This is a genomic window from Planococcus beijingensis (assembly GCF_016820615.1).
Lineage (GTDB): Bacteria > Bacillota > Bacilli > Bacillales_A > Planococcaceae > Planococcus > Planococcus notacanthi.
In genome coordinates this window covers 204,008-219,337 of record NZ_JADHDZ010000003.1, presented here as the reverse complement: position 1 = coordinate 219,337, position 15,330 = coordinate 204,008, and the positions used below count along the sequence as shown (strand labels likewise).

General features: G+C 42.5%; 20 protein-coding genes, 1 pseudogene and 1 riboswitch. Of the genes and pseudogenes, 14 read left to right on the top strand and 7 right to left on the bottom strand.

Annotated elements, in window-relative coordinates; translation table 11 throughout:
* The first annotated feature begins 105 nt into the window (after window positions 1-105).
* Complete coding sequence (locus IRE19_RS09715) at window positions 106-1,077, top strand: ribose-phosphate diphosphokinase (protein ID WP_203340226.1); 972 nt, start codon at window positions 106-108, stop codon at window positions 1,075-1,077.
* Between the two features lie 67 nt (window positions 1,078-1,144).
* On the opposite strand, the gene IRE19_RS09710 is transcribed toward IRE19_RS09715, so the two are convergent.
* Complete coding sequence (locus IRE19_RS09710) at window positions 1,145-1,312, bottom strand: hypothetical protein (protein WP_191714728.1); 168 nt, start codon at window positions 1,310-1,312, stop codon at window positions 1,145-1,147.
* Window positions 1,313-1,454: 142 nt separating this feature from the next.
* Between IRE19_RS09710 and IRE19_RS09705 the strand changes: the two genes are divergently transcribed.
* Both IRE19_RS09705 and IRE19_RS09700 read left to right on the top strand, forming a co-directional pair.
* A complete protein-coding gene (locus tag IRE19_RS09705; RefSeq protein WP_203340225.1) occupies window positions 1,455-1,670 on the top strand; it encodes a DUF6366 family protein in 216 nt (71 codons plus the stop codon).
* Between the two features lie 24 nt (window positions 1,671-1,694).
* Window positions 1,695-2,102 carry a DUF4181 domain-containing protein gene (locus IRE19_RS09700; RefSeq protein WP_203340224.1) on the top strand — a complete coding sequence of 136 codons (408 nt, stop codon included), beginning with the start codon at window positions 1,695-1,697 and terminating at the stop codon, window positions 2,100-2,102.
* Between the two features lie 88 nt (window positions 2,103-2,190).
* Here IRE19_RS09700 and IRE19_RS09695 read toward each other — a convergent pair whose 3' ends face one another.
* The 3 genes and pseudogenes from IRE19_RS09695 to IRE19_RS09690 all read right to left on the bottom strand — a co-directional run bounded on the left by IRE19_RS09695 (window position 2,191) and on the right by IRE19_RS09690 (window position 4,391).
* Window positions 2,191-3,600: a DHA2 family efflux MFS transporter permease subunit gene (locus IRE19_RS09695; protein WP_203340223.1), complete on the bottom strand. Its 1,410-nt coding sequence runs from the start codon at window positions 3,598-3,600 to the stop codon at window positions 2,191-2,193.
* A gap of 432 nt (window positions 3,601-4,032) precedes the next feature.
* Window positions 4,033-4,161, bottom strand: a pseudogene (locus tag IRE19_RS18565) (arsenic resistance protein); the annotation flags it as partial.
* The gene (locus IRE19_RS09690) at window positions 4,137-4,391 is read right to left on the bottom strand and encodes a hypothetical protein (protein WP_203340222.1); all 255 of its coding nucleotides are present in this window, start codon (window positions 4,389-4,391) and stop codon (window positions 4,137-4,139) included. The pseudogene IRE19_RS18565 and the gene IRE19_RS09690, both read right to left, overlap by 25 nt.
* Before the next feature lie 206 nt (window positions 4,392-4,597).
* Window positions 4,598-4,777: riboswitch (cobalamin riboswitch) on the top strand.
* A gap of 159 nt (window positions 4,778-4,936) precedes the next feature.
* On the opposite strand from IRE19_RS09690, the gene IRE19_RS09685 reads away from it, so the two are divergent.
* The 4 genes from IRE19_RS09685 to IRE19_RS09670 all read left to right on the top strand — a co-directional run bounded on the left by IRE19_RS09685 (window position 4,937) and on the right by IRE19_RS09670 (window position 6,342).
* A complete protein-coding gene (locus IRE19_RS09685) occupies window positions 4,937-5,119 on the top strand; it encodes a hypothetical protein (protein WP_203340221.1) in 183 nt (60 codons plus the stop codon).
* A gap of 125 nt (window positions 5,120-5,244) precedes the next feature.
* Window positions 5,245-5,706 carry a hypothetical protein gene (locus IRE19_RS09680; protein ID WP_203340220.1) on the top strand — a complete coding sequence of 154 codons (462 nt, stop codon included), beginning with the start codon at window positions 5,245-5,247 and terminating at the stop codon, window positions 5,704-5,706.
* Window positions 5,707-5,919: 213 nt separating this feature from the next.
* Entirely contained in the window at window positions 5,920-6,129 is a 210-nt protein-coding gene (locus IRE19_RS09675; protein ID WP_203340219.1) for a hypothetical protein, read from the top strand.
* 45 nt (window positions 6,130-6,174) lie between these two features.
* Window positions 6,175-6,342, top strand: a complete 168-nt coding sequence (locus tag IRE19_RS09670) for a Fe3+ hydroxamate ABC transporter substrate-binding protein (RefSeq protein WP_203340218.1) — start codon at window positions 6,175-6,177, stop codon at window positions 6,340-6,342.
* A 62-nt stretch (window positions 6,343-6,404) separates the two neighbouring features.
* Here the strand turns inward: IRE19_RS09670 and IRE19_RS09665 are convergent, their stop codons facing one another.
* Window positions 6,405-6,551, bottom strand: coding sequence for a lipoprotein (locus IRE19_RS09665; RefSeq protein ID WP_191714738.1), 147 nt, complete (start codon window positions 6,549-6,551; stop codon window positions 6,405-6,407).
* A 188-nt stretch (window positions 6,552-6,739) separates the two neighbouring features.
* Between IRE19_RS09665 and IRE19_RS09660 the strand changes: the two genes are divergently transcribed.
* The 4 genes from IRE19_RS09660 to IRE19_RS09645 all read left to right on the top strand — a co-directional run bounded on the left by IRE19_RS09660 (window position 6,740) and on the right by IRE19_RS09645 (window position 8,942).
* Window positions 6,740-7,033, top strand: a complete 294-nt coding sequence (locus IRE19_RS09660; RefSeq protein ID WP_203340217.1) for a hypothetical protein — start codon at window positions 6,740-6,742, stop codon at window positions 7,031-7,033.
* A 21-nt stretch (window positions 7,034-7,054) separates the two neighbouring features.
* Window positions 7,055-7,696, top strand: coding sequence for a DUF3885 domain-containing protein (locus IRE19_RS09655; protein WP_349291268.1), 642 nt, complete (start codon window positions 7,055-7,057; stop codon window positions 7,694-7,696).
* A gap of 66 nt (window positions 7,697-7,762) precedes the next feature.
* Window positions 7,763-8,491 carry a nucleotidyltransferase domain-containing protein gene (locus tag IRE19_RS09650; protein ID WP_203340216.1) on the top strand — a complete coding sequence of 243 codons (729 nt, stop codon included), beginning with the start codon at window positions 7,763-7,765 and terminating at the stop codon, window positions 8,489-8,491.
* Window positions 8,492-8,495: 4 nt separating this feature from the next.
* Window positions 8,496-8,942 carry a DUF7878 domain-containing protein gene (locus IRE19_RS09645; protein ID WP_203340215.1) on the top strand — a complete coding sequence of 149 codons (447 nt, stop codon included), beginning with the start codon at window positions 8,496-8,498 and terminating at the stop codon, window positions 8,940-8,942.
* Window positions 8,943-9,613: 671 nt separating this feature from the next.
* Here the strand turns inward: IRE19_RS09645 and IRE19_RS09640 are convergent.
* Both IRE19_RS09640 and IRE19_RS09635 read right to left on the bottom strand, forming a co-directional pair.
* Window positions 9,614-9,940: a DUF3784 domain-containing protein gene (locus IRE19_RS09640; RefSeq protein ID WP_191714742.1), complete on the bottom strand. Its 327-nt coding sequence runs from the start codon at window positions 9,938-9,940 to the stop codon at window positions 9,614-9,616.
* A gap of 183 nt (window positions 9,941-10,123) precedes the next feature.
* On the bottom strand, window positions 10,124-11,380 hold the full coding sequence (locus tag IRE19_RS09635; protein ID WP_255548289.1) for a helix-turn-helix domain-containing protein: 1,257 nt from the start codon (window positions 11,378-11,380) through the stop codon (window positions 10,124-10,126).
* Between the two features lie 211 nt (window positions 11,381-11,591).
* Here IRE19_RS09635 and IRE19_RS09630 point away from each other — a divergent pair, with 211 nt between their 5' ends.
* From IRE19_RS09630 to IRE19_RS09620, 3 genes are all read left to right on the top strand, one after another.
* A complete protein-coding gene (locus tag IRE19_RS09630; RefSeq protein ID WP_225218419.1) occupies window positions 11,592-11,801 on the top strand; it encodes a mersacidin family lantibiotic in 210 nt (69 codons plus the stop codon).
* A gap of 35 nt (window positions 11,802-11,836) precedes the next feature.
* Entirely contained in the window at window positions 11,837-12,052 is a 216-nt protein-coding gene (locus tag IRE19_RS09625) for a mersacidin family lantibiotic (protein WP_191714745.1), read from the top strand.
* Between the two features lie 118 nt (window positions 12,053-12,170).
* Window positions 12,171-15,320 carry a type 2 lanthipeptide synthetase LanM family protein gene (locus IRE19_RS09620; protein WP_203340213.1) on the top strand — a complete coding sequence of 1,050 codons (3,150 nt, stop codon included), beginning with the start codon at window positions 12,171-12,173 and terminating at the stop codon, window positions 15,318-15,320.
* The last annotated feature ends 10 nt before the right edge of the window (window positions 15,321-15,330 follow it).

Sequence of the window (15,330 nt, the reverse complement as noted above, 5' to 3'; positions counted from 1 at the left end):
TCATAAAACCAACTACTAAAGGTCATCTGCCAGTCAGGTGGCCTTTAAGCGAGCCAGAAAGCTGTCAGGTTCCACAAACTAATCTTCACGGAGGGGGATTCGAAATTGCCTTATCAATTACGAAAAAACTTTAAGCTGTTCACTTTGAATTCAAACCCGGAATTGGCACAGGAAATCGCAGACTTGCTTGGCTGCGAAATGGGCAAAAGCTCCATTACCCGCTTTAGCGATGGGGAAGTCCAGATCAACATAGAAGAGAGTGTCCGGGGAGCAGAAGTCTATCTGGTCCAGTCGACATCGCAGCCTGGAAACGAACACGTGATGGAACTTTTGATCATGATCGATGCGCTGAAACGGGCGTCTGCGGAAGCCATCAACGTGGTTATTCCGTATTACGGCTATGCGCGCCAGGACCGGAAAGCGAGTTCACGTGAACCGATTACGGCCAAACTGGTAGCGAATATGCTGGAGACGGCTGGGGCGACCCACGTCATCACCATGGATCTGCATGCGCCCCAACTTCAGGGCTTCTTCGATATGCCGGTTGACCAGTTATTGGGCGGAACGGTCTTGTCGAAGCATTTCGCTGACAAGGGCTTGGAAGATGCCATTGTTGTGGCGCCGGATAACGGGGGTCTGGGAAGAGCCCGTAAACTGGCCAATTACCTGGATGTGCCGATCGGCTTTATCGACAAACGCCGGATGCAGCCGGATGAACCTGAAATGATCAATATTGTCGGTGACATCAAAGGCAAAAACGTCATCATCATTGTGGACATCATTGATACGGCAACGACCATCTCATTGGCTGCCAACGTGCTCGCTGAAAATGGCGCGAAAGCCATTTATGCCTGCTGTACGCACGCCGTCTTATCCGGACAGGCGGTTCAACGGATAGAAGAGTCGGCTCTGACGGAACTGGTGGTCACCAATACCATCCATATTCCAGAAGAAAAACGCACGCCGAAAATCAAAATCCTTTCCGTCGCTCCTTTATTGGCGGAAGCAATCGAACACGTTCATAACGAGAAACCGGTAAGTCCGTTATTTGAAAACATTCCGGTCAGCGATCAGTAAAGATCTCCTGATAAATAAATCCATAAAAAACACCGCAGAAAACTTTCTGCGGTGTTTTTGCTGTCTTCTAGACACGTTGGCTTTGTTTCTTATGGAGCATATAAAAGAATGCGGCAATGGCTAAGGAAGCAATAAAGGCGCCGATTGTAACTTCACCTGGAAGCAAGAACATCAAAGCCAAAAAAGCCGCTCCGACTACTACCATGAAGATAGACAATAAGAGATTTACATTCACAGACAGTTCCTCCGTTCAATCAGACGTTTCATCTATCAATCCATTCCCCTTTTTCGGGAAAATAAAAGTAATAACTAAAATCTATGTCATAATAGATTTATACATAAATTGAATTATTAGTAAACTTAGGAGGGGGAGGCAGATGGATTCAAAAAGAACGGCAAAAGAAAACGGGGAACGTGCCCGGCAGAAAGAACTGAAAAATAATCCTGGAGGATCTTTGCGTGATGGAGTGGACGGTGGAGCAGGTAATGGCAATATGACCGACATCGCAGGAGATATGGGCTGGAAAGGCATGGTGCTGTTGATTGTTCTTTTGATTGCAGGCTACGTCATCTACCAACTCTTCTTTAGTTGAAATAGGGTTAGGGGAGGAATTGCAATGGTGTGGTTGAAAATCGGCTTATCTCTGGTGATTTTATTTGCTGTGCTGGAATTGGTGAAATTTCTCTTGAGAAAAATCTTTAAGATTGAGAAACAAAAAACAGAATGGTTTTCTTATAATCATATCAACAAAACCCATCAAAAAATCGATTGGGTTGTCAGAATTCTTTCGACGATCGTACTGATTGCCATTTCATATCTGGTTATTTTCAAAGAGTATTCCATCATCTTTTATCTCATTCCACTTGTGCTGCTCATGGCACTAGACTATATTATTAGGGCATTTTTTGAGTGGAAATACTCGGATCATCCAAAGCAGGCGATCTTGACGATCGGAGAGATGGTGGTTATTGCAACAGCACTGGCTTTAACTATCCAGTATGATTTACTGAATTTAGGCTATTAAAAAAATATTCTTCGGCGAAAGATGTCGCTGGGGATAAAACTTAAAAAACACACCAGCCCCCCTTAAAGGGCTGGTGTGTTTTCATCTTTTATTTAACGACTTCCCGGTTGTTTCTGATAAACAGGGAACCGATCAAGCCAAGAACTGCGGCGATCAATACCGCATAGAACGCGTAATGGGTGCCGAATGCCAAAAACTCAGCGGGGTTGACGGCGCCGAATTCCGCGATGTAATTCTTTTGGCCGGCTGTGAACAAGGTGATGGCGATCGCCGTACCTGCAGCTCCAGCGACCTGCGTCAGTGTGTTCATCGCAGCTGAACCGTCTGCGTACAGTTCCCGCGGCAATTGATTCATGGCATGGGTCTGTGCAGGCATGATGGTCATGGAGATCCCCACGAACAGGATACAGAGAGCGCCAATGACCTGCCATACAGGTGTTGTAGCGGACAAAATCAGCAGGAAGACGATGGCTCCCACGGTGATGAAGGAAAAGCCCAGGCGTGTAAAGATGCGTGCGCCCACTCGGTCAAAGTTGGAACCGACGATCGGTGCCATGATGATGTTCAATAGGTTCGCCGGCAGCATCAACAAGCCCGCGGCAATGGATGTATAGGCCAGGACACTCTTCAGGTAGATGGGAATCAGGATCGCCACGGAAAGGATGACGAACAAAGTGATGACCATCAATACTGTGCCGAGTGCAAACATCGGGTATTGGAAGACGCGCAGGTCGACCATCGGCTCCGGCATCTTCAGCTGGCGGAAGATGAACAGCCCAAGTGCTGCAACGCCTGCCAGAAGCGGTGCCCAGACGGCCGGGCTTGCAAACGGTGTTTCGGCCAATGTCGATAAGGCATAGATGAGGCCCCCGAAAGCGACCGTCGACAGCAGGAGCGAACCGACATCAATTTTCGGTTTGGAGATTTCCGAGACATTTTCGATGTTCAAGGCGCTGATCAACAACAGCACATTCAAGATCACCATCACCCAGAAGATGTAATGCCAACTGCTGGCACTGATGATCAATCCGCTTAAGGTAGGACCAAGGGCAGGACCGGCTGTAATGACCAGGCCGACGATGCCCATCACCGCTCCGCGTTTTTGGATCGGGAATATCAGCATGATCACGCTGAACATAAGCGGCAGGAAAATCCCTGTGCCAATCGCTTGAACCAGACGGCCGGTCAACAGCACGGCAAAACTCGGCGCCACTGCGGCAAGTGCAGCACCGAGTGAAGAAATGACCAATGCGGCGACAACCAATTGGCGTGTCGAAAACCAGCGGACCAAATAGGCCGATAAAGGAACCAGAATCGCCAACACCAATAAATAGCCGGTTGTCAGCCATTGCGCAGTTCCGGCACTGATGGCGTAGTCTTCCATAATGTTGGTCAGCGCCATATTCAACGCGGTTTCACCAAACAGGCCGATAAACGCGCCGAGCATCAGAATGGCTGCCATCGTTTTTGGTTTTTTTACTTGTACATGAGAATTCATAAATCGGTTTCCTTCTATCTATATGTAATTTTAACTTGCCGGCTTTCCCGGACATTCCCTTCTATTGAAGAAATGCATTCACTAAAGCCGTTGAGTCACTTTGCAACTATACAAAAACTCTTCTAAGAACTCAATACTATTCGAAGGAACTCTGGAGTGATTGTGGAAATTCGGACACATTTTCTTCCGAAAAAATGCGATAAATAGAAAGGCGAAACACTGGAAACAGAGAGAGGAAAATAAAATTGCTTCTATATGTTGGAAATGATCTTAAAAGTGATTCGGTATTTTCTGAAACTCCTTACTGCGGCAAGGGAAAAGCCACTTGCAGAGTTGTGCTACCACTATGCTGGAAATCGCAATAGTTTAATCGTCAAATCAAGAAAAAATAGACAGGAAAATGGACGGGATAAAAAATATTGAAACCCGCTTTTAGTTAGAGGGAATGCTGCGTTTTCGGAAAAACAGCAGCAGTTGCGATGCGGCTGCAAGAACCGGCAATTCAAGCAGAGGACCGATCACGAGCGTCAATGCGATCAGCGGCTGGTCGGGAAAAGCGGTGTCCACAAAAAATTAATCAGCAATGAAGCAGAAGCGAATTTGACATTGCCGAAAGCCTGTTTCGCTTGTTGGAGCGGGATTTGCAAGAACGTGAGATAAAGCATCACCATCAGTAAGGGAACGATGAAATGCTCCGCGTTTTCCTGAATCATCTCAATGCGCCCTGCGCCAATGCCGATCACCGCAGCAGATAGAATTATGATTGTATATAGCTTTTCGACTATGTTCATCGCTTTTCCACACCTCGCTGGATTGGAATGTTCCGTAAAATCTTATATTATCATAATAGACAGAGACAGCAGGTTGACAAGACAGGACAAAGTGCTTTTGCGAGAGAACAAAAAAGGTGAGGGGCTGAAATCATTCGTTGCCGCACTGATTTATGTAATTATGAACTTAAGCGGGTTATTGATTTTGTGGTATAGTAACACTAATTACATAACGTGTAGGAATAGGTGCTTATGCAAATAAGCTTAAAAGGGAAGCTTGGTGAAAATCCAACACTGTCCCGCAACTGTAAATTCGGAGCAAGTCATAACAAGCCACTGTGAAAATGGGAAGGCATGATGAGCGTAGATGAAAAGTCAGGAGACCTGCCTTATTCCAGTACACACCAAATACCTGCGTGGAAATAGGTGGTGCTTTGTGCGAATCTGACGTTTATTGAGATTTTAACGTTTTTTTCTTATGCATAAAAAGTGGAAGGCTATTTCTGGAAAACAGAAATGGCCTTTTTTATTTGGGTTATGTAAAAAGAAAAAGGAGGAATAAAAATATGGCGTCACAATCCGGTACTTTTTACGAAGAACAATTCAGGGTATGCGTTATGCAAAGAATGTCAGAAGGCAAATCCACAGACTTAAAATCGTTCCAGCAACAGTTGATTGATGAAAACAAAAAAGAATATGCAACAATCAATTCTGCTTATCTGAAAGTAAAAAAAGAATTACTGGGTTAAGGGAAGCGAAGCAGCGGCTGTACGCTGCTTCTTTTTACATAGGCCAGAGCGAAAGCAAATCACAAAATACATTTATGGATATTTTTGGTATGATTGTTTGAGATAATATTGAAAGGAAGACGCGGATGAAATATCTGGTAGACGAAGAACAGTGGGATTTAGCAGGTTATGCAGAACAGAAAGAAAAAATTCTGGGCAGATTCAATCAAGAAACAGCTGCCTTTTTAAAGAATGATTCATTTCATGATGGCAAGGTCGTGTCGATCGATATTGTGAATCAGGAAAATGGAGAGATGAAAGATCCGACGTCTATCAAGATGGTAATCAAGCACTACAGTGGAGGAATTTATGAAATTCACTGGACCCATGTCCGGAAGTTCTTCATGGATTATGACATTACCCGAAATGTATACGGCAATGCACCTCATAAAATCGTTTTTGGCGGAAGACGGGGTCTCGATGAATGGGGCTATGATGAACTTCTTCCCTTAAGCAAGAGGAAACTCCAGCATGAGATTCGGTTGTTTTCCCGGACAACGATCATCATTCATTGCGCAAATGTGAAAATCAGAAAAATCAAAGCCTGACTGCAACTTAATGCGAATTCAACCGTAAGTAAAAGAAGGGGTTTTTGCCCTCTGTTACTGCGTTTTTTAGAAGATACATAAACAGGATAGCGATAAATGGAAGGGGAGAATAAATTGCTTAACATAGGAGATATCATTTACACTGTCTTATTTTTCATCGCGGTCGTTTTTATTTTTAATTTGGTGAAAAGGAAAATATCGAGGTGAAGCAAAATGGATAGGAAAGTTTTGAAATGGTTTTTGGTGATTCTGGGACTGTCTGCATCTTTAGTGAGCATGGGAATCGGTATCTATGTCTACAACAATCCGTTGGCTGACCATGCGCAATTTTTGCTGCAGCTTCCCTTTTTGCTGGTTACGGTTACGCTGGCTTCGGCCATTGTGTTCAATTGGTTAAGAAAAATCGGTAACAAATCTGCGTGAAGCAATTAAGAGAGAGTTTTCTGCATATACCAGGAGGTGAAGACAATGTTCAATGAAAGTCCGAAATGCTCTGGATGCGGCAAGGAAATCGAAGGGGATGAAGTGGTCTTCATCAAAATGCGCTACCCGAAAAGAAAAGGCTTTATGGAAGTTAAAGTATATTTAAAGAATGAAGGCCAGTTTATCTGCGAAGGCTGTTACGATAAAAAGTAAAGAGATCGATTGGTCGTATACCTGAAAAAGCAGAGAAGGAAAGACCCTTCTCTGCAGCTTGGTTATTCTTCCTCTTCTTGTTTCTCATCTTTATTGTCTTTGAGATCAATCGTGAATCCGTCTTCTTGCTCCGGATCTGCATCACGCACTTCAAATGAACAACCGGCCAATAACAAGGCTGCTAATCCCACTAAAAAAATTTTCCTCATCGGACATCCCTCCTTCTTTTTTATTTCCGAAATGGTATTACTGGAGTATACGGATGGATTCCTGAAAGGTTTCCAATTGACTGGAAATAGTTTTTCCGGGTTTCGGTTTTAGTTGATTGGTTTTGCTGTGTTCTGCAAAGCGATGGAAACCGGGTATATAGAGCTTAGAAGTTTAAGGAGGCCATACTTTGTCGGCGAAATTGAAAATTATTTTCTCGTTTTTTATTTTATTTGGCGCAGTGCTGTTGTTGGCGAAAGTCGATCAAACTTTCAACCTGTATAACACGCCTTACATTCTGATAGCTGCCGGTGTGATTGGCCTGATTTTTTCTTTGCTGGCCACCAACAAGGAAAGCAGTTTGTTGTGCCGGATTGGTTTGCATAAGTACAAACGGGGCCAACGAGATAGCGAAGTGCCGGCCATGTACGTCTACACATGTGAAAGATGCGGCAAGAAGAAAAAAGCGGCTTCGGTTGTTTAATGAAAAGAATGAGGTGAACAAGTGGAATTTACAGATTTTATGCAAGAGAATTTTCCGGATTTAGAACTCACTCCACCTTTGTTTTACAACTGGGATGTTGGCATCCGCTTCGAATTAGGAGTGAATTACAAACGGGGCGAGTGTTCCCCGAACAGCCCCTATCTTAAAGGTGTTTACCACAGGGCGATCACGCTGTTCAATTCCCTGCATCTTCAAGAGGATGAAATTTTTCTGGTCGTAAACGTACATGATTACGGCAAGAACACGAGTTTAAGACGCAAACTGAATGTTTTCTCCAAGTACACAAAAAATCAATCGGCTTTGAACAAATTGAAGCACCTGACACTGCCTTATATCATTCCGGAAGACGATGAAGATGGAAATTACCGGACCCATCGATTTGTCCTGAAATGCAAAGTGTCGGACCTAAGGTATATGCCTTTGTTAAAAGCAATCTGTAATACCGATATGGGATACAAGCCGGCTATCCATCATGATGTTTTCTTTATCAGCCTTGAAAATAAAACCATTTTCCATGTATATGATGACAGGGGCTGTGACTTGGTGGCGGCATCAAAGGAAGACATTCGCCATATGTACAATACGCACAACGATTGGATATTGGATTATGACAGAGATGAGATTGACCAGGTGTTTAAGTGAGGAATGATTAGGCAGTGGAGATTGGGAGATGGAAATCAAATTCAATAGGAAGAGGTGAATGGGGTAGTGGGAGATGGAAACAAGTTAAATCCAGTTGAAGCAGCAAGGCTTTTTGTAAACAAGCATTTTCCTCATTGTGAAGGAGCTTTAGTGGCTGGCAGTGTTATTCGAGGGGAAGCAACGGAAACATCTGATCTTGATATTGTGGTATTCGCTCAACAATTTCACACTTCTTATAGGGAATCGGTGGTCGATTTTGGATGGAGAATTGAAGTATTTGTACATAATTTAACTTCTTATAAAGACTATTTTTTCAGTGATTGTGAGAGAGCCCGGCCTTCGATGCCTAGAATGGTGGCAGAAGGTATGATTTTAAAAGACAAGGGAGCCATTGGCCCGATAAAAGAGGAAGCTAAAGAATTGCTGGATAAAGGGCCTAAAGAATGGTCAACAGAACTAATAAATACAAAGCGCTATTTTATTACGGATGCATTGGATGACTTCATTGGGTGCACTAATCGAGCAGAGGCGATTTTTATAGCCAGTAGCCTGGCAGAATCAGTAAGTGAATTTGTATTGAGAATTAACAAACGATGGGTTGGTACTTCTAAATGGATCATACGGTCATTAAGATACTACGATGTTGAGTTTACCAATCAATTTGTCGAAGCTTTTGACGAATTTTATAAGAACGAAGACAAGCAAAAGATTATCCAACTCGTTGATGAAGTGTTGGAGCCCCATGGGGGACGTTTATTCGAAGGCTTTTCTCTAGGGAAAATCAGAAGGGAGTAAGTACATGAAAAGTTTAGCAATGCATTTTGCGTTGGACCCAATCTTAACCTTAGATAAGAAGCTGGTTCGTCAAAAGAACGGAAAACTTTTGACCGATGTTCAGGGAGAATTAAAGATTATGCTTGAGGAGTCATGCTTCTTTCACGAGCCATCTCTGGCGCTTCTCGAGCTGGGAGTCAGTTTGAAAACGTGGAGGACAAGAGATCCGGGAGCGGCACAGCGTTTTGAGTATTTCACGATGGAACATGATGAAAGAGAAGGCCCCATTTTAGCCTTCATCAAGAAAGGCGAAGACGAGTGGCAACTCTTTTCCATTTGGCAGGAGTTTGAACACAAAGATACTGTCTCTCTTAATGTATTGCTGGGGGCAGTAGACCAATATTTATCTGAATTGGAAGAGCTGTTGATGAACAGATTCCGTATCAGGTATTCTGATTTTGCAAAAGTATAGAATGAGAACCGCGTTCAAGCGCATCACCTCCACTGCGAAGAATTGAGACTAAGTTAAAAGAGGAACAAGTATCCACTCAATGAACCACTTGAGGAGAAACATAAAAACAGTCACAATTACTACTCCAGCTAAAAAGTAGAGGCTTAATCTCGAATTGTCTATAAGGGCACCGGTCAAATCCTTCAAAAAACTGATCATGGTTTATGCCTCCAATTTTATGGATTTGAATTTCTTTAAAGAAGTCAGTTAAACAGTAATTAGTACCTACGATGACGAAATCAGAAAATAAGAGTTTCTTTATTAATGATCATTTTAATCATAATTGGTCTGTCATCATTCTTTCAGCCATTTTATTGGTAAGATGGATCATCAAGGAAAAAACTAATTTTTAAAAAAATATTAGACTAACAAGTTTTCATCAAAACCTCCCAATCTTAATCAGACTGGGAGGTTTTTTTAGAAGTTTTTCTTCGCGATTTGTCTGTGAAAATAAAATAGAAAAGAGTGATGAGCAGCGATTGCATAAAGTTATCCAACCATTCGAATGAACCAATTTTAAAATAATCGAAGGCCATGAGAATAGAAAACACGCCTATAAATGACAGTAAATAAAAATAGGCGCGACTGATTTTCATTTTCCTCACTCATTTCTTTAGGGTTTTCCCGGTGTTCTATTCTTCTTTTTTCAAGTAACGATTGCCTGTATTGATATAAATGATGCCAACCAAGATGATGACGACCATCAAGACAACCCCGGCAATGATGAGCCCTTCCACTTGGAATAACTCCCCTAAAAAGATGAAAACCGTGGAAAACGTAATACCGAACATCATTTTTCCGGTCGCTTTGCATAAAGCCTTTTCGTCGTATTTTGCCTTTTCCTCATCTGAAAGTGTATTGTACCCGGCGATTAGCCAAGCCCCTTTTCCTTGCAGCAGCGCAATACCCAGAATCAAGAGCAATATCATTCCAACCAGTGGAATAAGCATTTCCATCATAATCACCTCCTGAAGAAAAATGGCCTGTATGTACTATACCGATTTGTTTCGGATAAAGTTTCGTTTTCTATAAAAAGATACCAGTTAAAATGTTCTCGGAATTTCCAATCCACCCCGCAAAGAGTCTGAGTTTCCATACCGGCTGACAAAAAAAGAACTCCGTGGCGAGTTCCTTCTTGTTAATCAGCATAAAAGCGCAATTTGATAATACTTAGCGGCCATCTTATAAGCGCGAACTTCGTTATAATGTTCTGCTAGTTCGGTACTGATTTCTTTGGCCAGCAATGAATACTTGCCTTTTTGTGCCAACTGAACCGCCTGCTGCAGTTCTTTCTCATAGGAAGGAAAATCAAAGCGTGCTTTGTAGATCTGGGATCTCAAGTGCAAAAGCTGAATATAGGAATTGGGCAGGTTATACAAAGTGGTCAGGCGAAAGCCTTTCTTTAAATAGTCATCAGCTTCTTCCCAATTCTTTCTTTGAATGCTGATATCACTTAGAACTTCAAGGGCATGAATGGTTTCTTCTTCTTTATCTGCGTTTATGTCATATTCAATGCTCTGGAGCATGTATGCGGCCGCTTGATCGAATTGCTTCTGTTTTTGATAAACGCGTCCATAATTATAAGCCAAAATGGGTGCATAATAATCTTTATTAAACCCCTCCGAGAACTGGAAAAGTTCATCCAAAGTCTTCAATGCGTCATCATATAAATCGTTTCGATGGTATTGGATGGCTAATTGGGCCAAAGAATTTGCGATTCCCCCTTTAAAATCCTGGTCTTTGAAGATTTGCAAGGCCTTTTTCGTATACAGTCTTGCCAGTTCTAAATCTTCATCCATTTTTGTTCGGACTTGAGCCAAGTTCAAATAAGCTTTTGCTGCCCGCAACGATGTTTCTTCGTATTGTAAGGAGTCAAGATGAAGATTCGCGTAAAACAAAGCTTCTGAATAATTCTTATTCGTGTTGAAATATTTGTAAAGGCTATGGAAGTAATAAGAAGTTTCATTCTCGAAAGTGGGTTGGGCAGGTGAAATAATGTTCTTGGCTTGTTCGACTATGGGATGGGCTTCTTCCATATCATTTGCGGTGTAATACGAGATCAACACATAGTAGATTTTAATCAAAGTGAAATTCGAATGGTTTTCCTTCGAATGGAGTTTTAATAAAGCGAGGTCCTGGGAATTGATTTTTCTGAAACTGATATAACTTTCGTAAATCCGGTGGACGTCCGGCTCTACATTCTTCATATTCATATCAAGCAGAAACTCGGCGTCCACTTCCAGTACCTTGGCAATTTTCGTGATGAACGAGTAGGAAGGCTTGGCTTTGCCGCTCTCGATTTTGCTTATGTATGTATTGGAACAAATTCCTTTGATCAACTCTGTTTGAGTCATTCCTTTATGTATCCTGACCTGGCGTATTCTTTCTCCTATTTCCATTTCTTCACCCTTTTCGTTTCAATCTAATGTCATTCTCTCTCTGTTTGACAGCTTACAAAATCAATCATTGTAAAGAAAATAAATTTACAAATTTAGTTGTTTATTTTTTATTATACAATATTTTGCAATATTGCGTAGTGTTAGAAAATTCAGGTACGTAATAATATGAATGTAGCAAGACCACACCAACCAAAAAGAGGAGATGACTTCCATGTCAAGAAAAGAAAAAATCAATGCTTTGAAAAACCCTGAAATCCGTAATCATGAAATTGAAAATCCGGTAGGGAAAACAATGAATGAGCTATCAAGCGATGAGTTAGCTGGAATCCAAGGAGCTTCTGATGTGAATGCAGAAACAACTCCATTGTGCATCGCAGCATCTATTGGCGCAACTATTATCTTTTCAATGAGAAATTGCTAATCTAACCTAAACTAAAAAAATTGGAGGAATTAAAAATGACTAAACAACAAATTATCAATGCGTGGAAAAACCCTGAAATTCGTGATGGTGTTGAAAAAGTAACGCCTCATCCATCTGGAAAAGCATTTAACGAATTGACGTTGGACGAGCTTGCAGAAGTGCAGGGCGCCTCAGACGTAGCGCCTGAAACTACTCCAGCTTGTGTGGCAGCATTTGCGACGGGCTTGCTTTTCTCAATCAAATTTTGCTGATCAACTTTTAATAGTGGAGGATATTCCTCCACTATTACTTTTTAAAAATAATGAATTTGAGAATGTCTATGACCAGTCGTATGCATTCTCAAATTTATCATGAAAAGGAGTGGAAGAGATGGAGAAAGTATCAACCCGAACAAACCATAGTGATTACATCCATGCCCTGTTTAGTTACGAGAGAAGCCGTTTTTTAAAGGAGGAAGGAATTGATCCGGCTCCAGCTATTAATAAATGGAGAAAACGCCTTTCCATGACTTCGGATGCCATTTTTCAATCTAAACTAGCTGTGGCAGGCCTTTCTGAACAACAATTTGCGGAAATGATTACGCCGCTTAGTGAAAAGAACCTGGACGAAAAGCAACTTCAAGAACTGGCAGCCTTCTTAAAATCAGAGATGAACTTAGACCTTGTGATAGAAGGGTTGAATCTATCTGAGCAAAATGAAAAAATGAAAGAACAACTCGATTTGGGATTGTTTATCCGCCCGTTCCTTTCTTATATCTCCAATCGGCTTGATTTGGCATTGGAAGAGCTTTCGCGCACCCAACCTGCCAATATCGAAAAGATCAAAGAAACGCTGATGTTTGCCATTGGCACCCAATTGATCACTCAGGCGTCCCGATCGATCGTTTTGGAAATGCATGTTTCCAAGTTGAAAGATGAACTTTACGGTTCGACAGCAGAAGAAAGATTCCAGTCGTTCATCAGAGAAAAAGCTTTAAATCCTTCAGAATTGATGAAGTTTTATGAGGAATATGCCGTGTTGACCCGAATCCTTATTCTCCGGAGTGAATTTTTTGTTGAAAATATCAATCTTACCTTAGCAAGATATATGGATGATTTCGATTCCATGTCAAATGCGTTCGGTTTAGACAACGACGAGCTGGATTCCATTGAATTTGGACTGGGAGATACCCATCAGAAAGGCAAGACAGTCGGTAAATTTGTGTATAAAAACGGAAAAACAATCATCTACAAACCGAAAGGGCTTTCCATCTCCTTAAAATACCACGATTTATTGGATTGGATTGCAGAAAGAGCGGAATTCCCGACATTGTCTCCTTATAAAATTCTGGATTTTGGAACACATGGCTGGGAGGAATGCGTATTATACAGCAGCTGTCTTACGCAGCAGGAAGTGAAGCATTACTACCAGCGATTCGGTGTTCTCTTGGGGATGATGCATTCGATCAAAGGCGCTGATTTCCACTTGGAAAATATTATAGCAGGCGGCAACACGCCGTATATTATTGATCATGAAACTTTATTTCACCAAAGCCCGAAACTGGATTTCCCGGATTCCGTTGAAGTTGACTTGAAGTATGAACAGGCCAATTCTGTAGTGGGCACCGGGCTGCTTCCGATTGCCATGTTTAAGAATGCGGAAGGAAAAGGGATTGATCTCAGTGCGCTCAACGGAAAAGAGCAAGAGTTGCCTTTTAAGGTATTGAAGCTTGAAAATGCCATGACCGATGATATGAAATTTTCCATGCAGTCTGAACGCTTCCGCGGCGCCAATAATCTTCCCACTTTGAATGGGGAAGGTGTCGATGCAGAAGAGTATTTGGAGGACATTTTAATCGGATTTGAAAATATTTTTAATTTCTTTATCGATTATAAAGATGAACTGCTGGGCTCCAAAGGGCCGATTGAATCATTTCGCAATGAGAAAATCCGTGTTGTAGCGAGGGCTACTCAGCAGTACTTCAACTTTCTCAATGAATCCAGCCACCCGGATTATATGAGAGATGCGCTGTATTTGGAAAATCTGTACGATCGTTTATGGTTTTATCCTTATCATGACAAGCGCATCATCCCCCATGAAATTTTGGATCTGATGGCAGGCGATATTCCGTTCTTTAACTCGCTGGCTGATTCAAGGGATCTTTATTCGAGTACTGGAGTGAAAATTGACAATGTGTTCGCCCAAAGCGGGTATGAAATAGTGGTCGACAGAATCCGGAAATACGACCTTGATGAACTTCAAACCCAGCTTGGATGGATCCGAACCTCGCTTGTCGGATCAAAAAAAGAGGAAGCGGACGTTCAAGAAGAAAAGTGGGCCGACGAAAAAGTGCCGAGTGATGTTGATTTGCTGTTTTTGCATGAAGCGAAATCCATTGGAGAGGAAATTTTGAGCAAGCTCCGCTATTCAAAGGCGAAAGACAAAGCTTCTCTCTTGTGCTTGTCGCCGAATAGCGAAGGAACCTGGTCGGTAGCGCCTGCCTTGCAAGGCCTTTACGATGGGCTGGGCGGCATTTCCCTCTTTTTCCAATACTTATGGAAAGAAACGGGGGATGAGCGTTATAAACTGGCTGCTGAAGCCACGCTGCAATCAGCTGCTGCGCCGATGGTTGAAAACCAGGGACTGGTTTCTTCATTCACTGGATCCGCTTCTCTTTTGTATCCGATCTTGCATTTCCATAAAAACTTCGGCAGCAATGAATATGAGTGGAAAGTCGACGAAATCAAACAAAAACTAAAGCAGAACGTTCAAAAGGATGAAGTTTTTGATTTCCTTGGCGGAGCTGCAGGGGTTTGCCACGTATTGATGAATTCTTTTGAATGGACAGGTGACCGCGAGTATTTAGAAATAGCGGAACTGTATGGCGAGCATTTGTTGGCAAACCGCCATTCTCCGGCTCCTGGCCAAGCAGCTTGGGCATCAGGAGAATCCGGCAATTATTTAGGCGGCTTTTCACATGGCACAAGCGGCATTGCCCAAAGTCTTTTCAGACTATTCTATCTGACAAAAGACCAGAAGTATCAAGAAGTTGCAGAGAAAGCTTTGCGCTTTGATCAATCGCTGTTTGATAGTGAAAAAGGGGCTTGGAAAGACAACCGGCGCTCTGAAGGCCAATATGCCCATCACTGGTGCCATGGGTCAATGGGGGTTGGGTTAAGCAGAATCATGATGTCTGATTATACCGCCAATTCCACAGTTGGGACGGAGATAAACCAAGCGCTCCAAAATCTTCGGAATCACGGCTATAAGAGCTCGGACTCTTTATGCCACGGAAACTTTGGAGACACGGAACTATTCTTGCAAGCCGGCATGCACTTCCAGGATTCCAGCTTGTCAGAAGAAGCGAAACAAAGAGGATATAATTGTGTGCTGCAAAAAGAAGCGCGCGGCTTTTATCAGGTAGACGGGCCGAAAGGGTTTATCCAGCCCGGCTTATTTACCGGCCTTGCCGGAGTTGGCCTGCAGTTGCTGAGGTTATCGAATCCGAAAGAGGTACCGTCCGTCTTGTTATTGGGTTAACTAGTACAGA

Excerpts from the sequence above, each read along its gene's own strand:
- IRE19_RS09705 (WP_203340225.1), top strand. The coding sequence starts at position 1,455 with ATGGATTCAAAAAGAACGGCAAAAGAAAACGGGGAACGTGCCCGGCAG.
- IRE19_RS09700 (WP_203340224.1), top strand. The coding sequence starts at position 1,695 with ATGGTGTGGTTGAAAATCGGCTTATCTCTGGTGATTTTATTTGCTGTG.
- IRE19_RS09695 (WP_203340223.1), bottom strand. The coding sequence starts at position 3,600 with ATGAATTCTCATGTACAAGTAAAAAAACCAAAAACGATGGCAGCCATT.
- IRE19_RS09690 (WP_203340222.1), bottom strand. The coding sequence starts at position 4,391 with ATGAACATAGTCGAAAAGCTATATACAATCATAATTCTATCTGCTGCG.
- IRE19_RS09685 (WP_203340221.1), top strand. The coding sequence starts at position 4,937 with ATGGCGTCACAATCCGGTACTTTTTACGAAGAACAATTCAGGGTATGC.
- IRE19_RS09680 (WP_203340220.1), top strand. The coding sequence starts at position 5,245 with ATGAAATATCTGGTAGACGAAGAACAGTGGGATTTAGCAGGTTATGCA.
- IRE19_RS09675 (WP_203340219.1), top strand. The coding sequence starts at position 5,920 with ATGGATAGGAAAGTTTTGAAATGGTTTTTGGTGATTCTGGGACTGTCT.
- IRE19_RS09670 (WP_203340218.1), top strand. The coding sequence starts at position 6,175 with ATGTTCAATGAAAGTCCGAAATGCTCTGGATGCGGCAAGGAAATCGAA.
- IRE19_RS09665 (WP_191714738.1), bottom strand. The coding sequence starts at position 6,551 with ATGAGGAAAATTTTTTTAGTGGGATTAGCAGCCTTGTTATTGGCCGGT.
- IRE19_RS09645 (WP_203340215.1), top strand. The coding sequence starts at position 8,496 with ATGAAAAGTTTAGCAATGCATTTTGCGTTGGACCCAATCTTAACCTTA.
- IRE19_RS09640 (WP_191714742.1), bottom strand. The coding sequence starts at position 9,940 with ATGATGGAAATGCTTATTCCACTGGTTGGAATGATATTGCTCTTGATT.
- IRE19_RS09635 (WP_255548289.1), bottom strand. The coding sequence starts at position 11,380 with ATGGAAATAGGAGAAAGAATACGCCAGGTCAGGATACATAAAGGAATG.
- IRE19_RS09630 (WP_225218419.1), top strand. The coding sequence starts at position 11,592 with ATGTCAAGAAAAGAAAAAATCAATGCTTTGAAAAACCCTGAAATCCGT.
- IRE19_RS09625 (WP_191714745.1), top strand. The coding sequence starts at position 11,837 with ATGACTAAACAACAAATTATCAATGCGTGGAAAAACCCTGAAATTCGT.
- IRE19_RS09620 (WP_203340213.1), top strand. The coding sequence starts at position 12,171 with ATGGAGAAAGTATCAACCCGAACAAACCATAGTGATTACATCCATGCC.